The following is a 6,336-nucleotide window of genomic DNA, read 5'->3' as shown; positions in this document are numbered from 1 at the left end:
GTATCTGCCATCTCGATGGGGCGGGAGGGGTTAGGCGCGGCGCGGAATCTTGATGAAGGGGGCCAGGACCAGGCCGGCGGTGGCCAGCAGCGCTCCGATGATGAACGCGGTGTGCGCACCGGAGAACAACGAATCGGCCAGTGCCGAACCCTCGTCCAGCCGGGCAGCGGAGAGCGTGGAGAGCACGGTGACGAAGATGGTGGTGCCAATCGCGCCGCCGAGCTGCTGACCGGTGTTGAAGATCGCCGACCCGTGGCCGTAAAGCCGCGGTTCCACAGTGGCCAGGGCAGAGGAGAGCAGTCCCGTCATCAGCATGGCCAGACCGATACTGAAGACAATGTGGGCAACGGTGAAGACCCAGGTGGCGGATTCCGGAGTGACACCGACGTACATCCACTGGCCAAGGGCCAGCATTGCGGCACCGGGGATCAGCACCGGGCGGGGACCGAAGCGGTCAAAGACGCGGCCAAAGACCGGTCCGACGGCGGCCTGGATCAGTCCGCCGGGCAGGAGCATCAGGCCGATGGTCAGGGTATCCAGTCCCCTGCCGGTCTGCAGCATGATCGGCACAATCACCACGGTGCCCAGCAGGGTGCCCATGGCGATCATGATCAGGATGACGCTGAGGGAGAAGTTCCGGTTCCGGAACGGTGCCAGGTTCAGCAGTTCCCTGCCGGTCCGGGTGAGGCGGATCTGCCGCTGGATGAACAATGCCAGGGATCCGGCTCCCACAACCACGCTGACGCCCACCAGTACCAGGTTGTCTGCGGCGTGCTCCAGGCTGGAGATCGCGTAGACCAGGAAGCCGAATGCCAGCGCAGACAGGATCACCGAGGGCACATCCACGGGCAGCTTGCGGGTATTGGAGGGGATCTTGATGAAGATGATTCCCAGCGCCAGGACCACTGCGGCGATGGGCAGCATCAGCACAAAGATCCAGTGCCAGCTCAGGGCGTTGACGATCGCACCTGAAACAGTGGGGCCAAGCGCGGGACCAACAGAGATGACGATCGAGTTCAGGCCCATGATGGCGCCGCGCTTGTGCGGCGGAACCAGTGTCAGCGTGGTGGTCATGAGCAGCGGCAGCACAATGGCCGTGCCTACGGCCTGGATGATCCGGGCGATGAGCAGCAGGGCGAAGCTGGAGGCGAAGACAGCCAGCACCGTGCCGGCCAGGAAGCTGGCCAGCGCGAAGATGAACAGGCTTCGGGTGGTGAAGCGCTGGAGCAGGAACCCGGTGGTCGGGATAACCACGGAGACGGTCAGCAGGAACCCGGTGGTCAGCCACTGGCCGGCCGCTGCGGAGACCTGCAGGTCCGCCATGATCGAGGGCAAAGCCACGGTCAGGACTGTTTCGTTCAGGATCATGAGGAACGCAGCCAGGGCCAGCGCCCCGATGATTCCGGTCAGCTGTTTCGTGTTCAGCGCCGGAGCGGCATTCTCTCCGCCGGGTTGTGCGGTGGTGCTTTTGGTGCTCAAGGATTCCTCGGTTTCTTCTGGACTGGAACCGGAAAATTCTGTCACAGACTGACAGATTCACCTAACGAAAGTGGCATACTGTGACAGAAGACAATGCCCCTACAGGCACGGCGAAGGGAGCGGAAACACCATGGGCAAGCGCGCAGACCATAAGGCCGCTACGCGGCGGGAGATCCAGCTGGCCACTCTCGATTTACTGGAAGCCGACGGCGTGGAGGCGACGACGGTGGCGCGCATTGCCGAAAGGGCAGGCATCTCTGAGCGGACTTTCTTCCGCTACTACGATTCCAAGGAAGCGGCCGCGGTGCCCGGGCAGGGCGAGCTGCTGAACGCCTTACTCTCCCGGGAAGCACCTGCCGGGTCCGCGCCGCTGATTCTCCGCGAGCTGATTGATGCCTGCCGCGAGCAGTTCGCCTACGAGGTGGAGCAATCTGACTTCAAGCGGATCTCCCGGCTGCTGCTGCGGGAGCCACGACTGCTGCAGGTGGTTTCCCGGCAGGAAATCCAACTGGTGGGGGACCTCAGCGACTCACTGCAGGAACGCGGCCTGCTGGACCGGATGCAGGCACAGACCGTGGCCGAACTGATTGCCTGCACCTGGCGCATAGCCTGGCAGTGCTTTGCCCGCGAACAGGCAGCAGGCAGCGCGTCGAATCCTGCGGACCTCTTCGAACAGGCGGTCAGGAGCCTGGCCGAGACGACGGCCCCGGCGGCCTTCGGGAACTAAATCAGGGGCCGGGGCGATGACCAACCGGCGGTACTAGGCCTCGCAGCCGTCCGGGCAGCGCAGCGTAGAGGGATCCGAGGAGCACTCAGCGCAGTACAGCGTCAGCTTGCGGCAGGATGGATTGGAGCAGTTCTCGAACTTGCTGGTAGGGGCATGGCAGCGTACGCACTCACCGATCGTGGCGGCGTCGTCCGTGAATTCCATGTGCATGCGCTTGTCGAAGACATAAAGCGAGCCTTCCCACAGGCCCTTGTCACCAAAGGTCTCCCCGTACCGGACGATTCCGCCCTTCATCTGGTAGACCTCCTGGAATCCGCGGTTCACCATCAGAGCCGAGAGAACTTCGCAGCGCACCCCTCCCGTGCAGTAGGTGACCACAGGCTTGTCCTTCAGGTCGTCGTACTTGCCGGACTCGAGTTCCTTGATGAAGTCGTGCGTCGTGGACACATCCGGGACCACAGCTCCCTTGAACTTGCCGATCTGCGCCTCGAAGGCGTTGCGGCCGTCAAAGAAGACCACGTCCTCACCGGCGGCCTTCTTGGCTTCCACCAGCTGGTGCAGCTCTTCGGGGCGCAGGTGGGTGCCGCCGCCCACAACACCGTTCTCATCCACTTTCAGTTCCCCGGGCGCTCCGAAGCTCACGATTTCCGGACGGACCTTCACGCTGAGGCGCGGGAAATCCTCGGCCGAGCCTTCGGAGTACTTGATATCCATCTTCTTGAACGCGGGGTACTCCCGGGTCGCCTTTACATAGGCTTTAACCGCACTGAGTTCACCGCCGACCGTTCCGTTGATGCCGTCCTCGGAGACCAGGATGCGGCCGCGCAGACCAAGCTTCTCGCACAGGGCACGCTGCCAGAGGCGGATCGCTTCGGGGTCCGGGAGGGGGGTGAAGGCGTAATAGAGAGCAATTCGATTCATGGCCACGTATTAAGGGTAGACCGGCTGGGGAAATCCGGTTTTGCCGGACCGCCCTCCCGCCCGGGGGAAGGGCGGGCTAGTGTTTGGCGCATGAACGGACTAACCGATGATCTCTTGGAGACCTGGGTGACGGGCTGGGCGAAGGCCCGCGGATACCAGACACGCCACGAGGGTCGGTTCCCGGCCGCTTTCCTGCATGACAAAACCAACGACTGGGAGTACTTCGCTCTGGAGCCGTCCCACGATGAGTTCGCTGCCCTGGCCAGTTCGGCACGGCAGGGCGCAGGGCGTCTGTTCACGATTGTCACGTCCAGGGTCTCGGAACTCTACGGTGCCGCAAACGTCTATGGGCTCTCCGTCCGGTCCACCGATGAGGTGTTTATGCTCCTGCCCATGGAGGGCCAGGACATTGAAGATCCGCTGCCCCCGGACGGGTTCACCGCCCAGACTTTCCGCAGCAGTACCGGTGGCCGGGTGGAAGTGGCGTCCGGGGACGTCACGGCCGCGGGAGGGCATGTGGCGGTGGTGGACGGCTTCGCGGTCTATGACCAGATTGTCACCGATCCCGGTTTCCGCAGGCAGGGACTTGGCAGCTATGTGATGCGGGCGCTGACGGCCGTGGCGCTGGAGCACGACGCCGAGACCGGGCTGCTGATCTCTCCTGCAACCGGCCTGGAGCTCTACCGGTACCTCGGCTGGGAGTCCCTGGCGAGCGTCATGATGTTTGAGCCGCGGCTGTAGATTTCGCCTGCCGCGGACCGGCCGGTATGGGTGTCCCGAACGCACGGGTACCAGTGGGACAATGGCCGCGTGGCCATTTCTGATTCCCTGATCCCGCTGCTCGGCGGCGGAGCCGACCCGGAGCAGCTGGTCCATATTCATCAGATTCCGGCCCGGCAAGCGCAGACGGCGTCGTGGCCGGACTGGGTTCACCCCGATCTGGTTGACGCCTACGCAACGCTGGGCGTGCACTCTCCCTGGCAGCACCAGGCCGAAGCGGCAGACTGTGCCCATGCCGGACGGCACACGATCATTTCCACCGGCACGGCTTCCGGCAAGTCGCTGGCCTACCAGCTGCCGGTGCTGGACGAAATCCACCGGACCGCTTTGGATGACCGCATTTCCCTGGAGCCCACCGGGTCCGTGGCCCTGTACCTCTCCCCCACCAAGGCGCTGGCCGCTGACCAGCTGGCGGCCCTTAACTCCCTGCACCTCCCGACGCTGCGTGCCGAAACGTACGACGGCGATACCGACCCGGGTGCCCGCCGCTGGATCCGGGACCACGCCAATATGGTGCTGGCGAACCCTGACATGCTGCACTTTGGTGTGCTCCCGAATCATGCGTGGTGGGCCCGGTTCTTCCGCCGTCTGAAGTACGTCATCATCGATGAGGCGCACAGCTACCGGGGTGTCTTCGGGTCCAATGTGGCCAATTTGATGCGCCGCCTGCGCCGGATCTGCGCATACTACGGCGCGGATCCGGTGTTCATCGGAGCGTCTGCCACCTCCGCTGATCCTGCGCAGTCCTTCGGCCGGCTGATCGGCAGCGAGGTGCAGGCCTTCACCCGGGACTATTCGCCGCACGGAGCAACAACCGTTGCGCTGTGGGAGCCGCAGCTCACCGACGGCAAGGGCGAGAACGGTGCCCGCGAGCGCCGCACCGTGATCGCCGAAACCTCCGACCTGCTGGCCAACCTGGTGTCCGCGCAGGTGAGGACCATAGCGTTCATCAAGTCCCGCCGGGGCGCTGAAACCATTGCCGCCATTACCCGGCGGCTGCTCGACGAGGTGCACCCTTCCCTGCCGGACCGCGTTGCCGCGTACCGCTCCGGATACCTGCCGGAGGAACGCCGTGCCTTGGAGAACCAGCTGCGCAGCGGACAGCTCCTGGGCATTGCCAGCACTTCGGCGCTGGAATTGGGCATTGATATCTCCGGGCTGGACGCCGTGCTGGTGGCCGGCTGGCCGGGGACCCGTGCGTCCCTGTTCCAGCAGATCGGCCGGGCCGGCCGATCCGGGCAGGATGCCCTGGCCGCCTTCGTTGCCAGCGACGATCCGTTGGACACCTACCTGGTGCACCATCCGGAAGCCATCTTCGACATTTCCGTGGAGGCGACGGTTTTCGACCCCTCGAATCCTTACGTGCTGGGGCCGCACCTGTGCGCGGCGGCGGCCGAACTGCCGCTGAAGCCGGAGGAGCGGGACATGTTCGGGCCTACGGCGGCTGGCCTGCTGGATTCCCTGGTGGAGCAGGGCTACCTGCGGCGCCGTCCGGCCGGCTGGTTCTGGACCCATGCCGAGAGCGCCGCATCAATGGTGAACCTGCGGGCGGCCGGCGGCGGACCGATCAATATCGTAGAGGCTGAAACAGGCACGCTGCTGGGAACCATGGACGGCGCCCAGAGCCAGTACCAGGCCCATACCGGAGCGGTGTACGTGCATCAGGGGCAAACCTTCCTGGTCGAGGAACTCAATGAGGCAGACCACTGTGCCGTGGTCACCCGGGCGAACCCGGAGTTCTATACCCAGGCCCGGGACATCACCCAGATTGAGGTGATGGAGACCGAGCGTTCGGAGCAGTGGGGGGAAGTCCAGATGTGCTTCGGCACGGTGAAGGTCACCACTCAGGTGGTTTCCTTCCAGCGCAAGGCCCTGGTTTCCAACGAGATCCTCGGCGAGGAGCCGTTGGAACTGGAAGCCAAGGAACTGTTCACCAAGGCCGTGTGGTTCATCATCGATGAGAAGCTGCTGCTCGCTGCCGGCCTGGCTGCAGCTGATTTCCCGGGTTCGCTGCATGCGGCCGAACATGCCTCGATCGGGATGCTCCCGCTGGTGGCAACCTCCGACCGCTGGGACATCGGCGGCGTCTCCACTGCCCTGCACGCTGACACCGGCAAACCGACCATCTTCGTGTACGACGGTCATCCCGGCGGTGCCGGATTCGCGGAGCGGGCTTATGAAGCTGCCACGATCTGGCTCAGCGCCACCCGGGATGCGATCCGGGCCTGTGAGTGTGACGGCGGCTGCCCGTCCTGCGTGCAGTCCCCCAAGTGCGGCAACAAAAACAATCCCCTGGACAAGAAGGGCGCCGTCACCCTGATCGGGGTACTGCTGGCGAATGCACCCACGACGGGTGCTTCCCCGGATCGGCAAGGCAACCCATCAGGGAAAGAACATGCTCCGCGCAAGGTCGGCATCCACTCTTAGCC

General features: G+C 64.4%; 5 protein-coding genes. 3 read left to right on the top strand and 2 right to left on the bottom strand.

Annotated elements, in window-relative coordinates:
- Window positions 1–30: 30 nt before the first annotated feature.
- Window positions 31–1,479 carry an MDR family MFS transporter gene (locus ABFX29_RS07070; RefSeq protein ID WP_152226104.1) on the bottom strand — a complete coding sequence of 483 codons (1,449 nt, stop codon included), beginning with the start codon at window positions 1,477–1,479 and terminating at the stop codon, window positions 31–33.
- Window positions 1,480–1,609: 130 nt separating this feature from the next.
- Here ABFX29_RS07070 and ABFX29_RS07065 point away from each other — a divergent pair, with 130 nt between their 5' ends.
- Window positions 1,610–2,206, top strand: coding sequence for a TetR/AcrR family transcriptional regulator (locus tag ABFX29_RS07065; protein ID WP_152226102.1), 597 nt, complete (start codon window positions 1,610–1,612; stop codon window positions 2,204–2,206).
- Between the two features lie 33 nt (window positions 2,207–2,239).
- Here the strand turns inward: ABFX29_RS07065 and trhO are convergent, their stop codons facing one another.
- Window positions 2,240–3,133, bottom strand: a complete 894-nt coding sequence (gene trhO, locus ABFX29_RS07060) for an oxygen-dependent tRNA uridine(34) hydroxylase TrhO (protein ID WP_152226100.1) — start codon at window positions 3,131–3,133, stop codon at window positions 2,240–2,242.
- A gap of 84 nt (window positions 3,134–3,217) precedes the next feature.
- Between trhO and ABFX29_RS07055 the strand changes: the two genes are divergently transcribed.
- Complete coding sequence (locus ABFX29_RS07055; RefSeq protein ID WP_152226098.1) at window positions 3,218–3,868, top strand: GNAT family N-acetyltransferase; 651 nt, start codon at window positions 3,218–3,220, stop codon at window positions 3,866–3,868.
- Window positions 3,869–3,937: 69 nt separating this feature from the next.
- Complete coding sequence (locus tag ABFX29_RS07050) at window positions 3,938–6,334, top strand: DEAD/DEAH box helicase (RefSeq protein ID WP_152226096.1); 2,397 nt, start codon at window positions 3,938–3,940, stop codon at window positions 6,332–6,334.
- The last annotated feature ends 2 nt before the right edge of the window (window positions 6,335–6,336 follow it).

The organism is Arthrobacter gandavensis, from assembly GCF_039528575.1.
Taxonomy (GTDB): Bacteria; Actinomycetota; Actinomycetes; order Actinomycetales; family Micrococcaceae; genus Arthrobacter_B; species Arthrobacter_B citreus_B.
Note: the sequence above shows the minus strand (reverse complement) of the source record. Positions and strands in the feature narration are given on the sequence as shown.

Excerpts from the sequence above, each read along its gene's own strand:
- ABFX29_RS07065 (WP_152226102.1), top strand. The coding sequence starts at position 1,610 with ATGGGCAAGCGCGCAGACCATAAGGCCGCTACGCGGCGGGAGATCCAG.
- ABFX29_RS07055 (WP_152226098.1), top strand. The coding sequence starts at position 3,218 with ATGAACGGACTAACCGATGATCTCTTGGAGACCTGGGTGACGGGCTGG.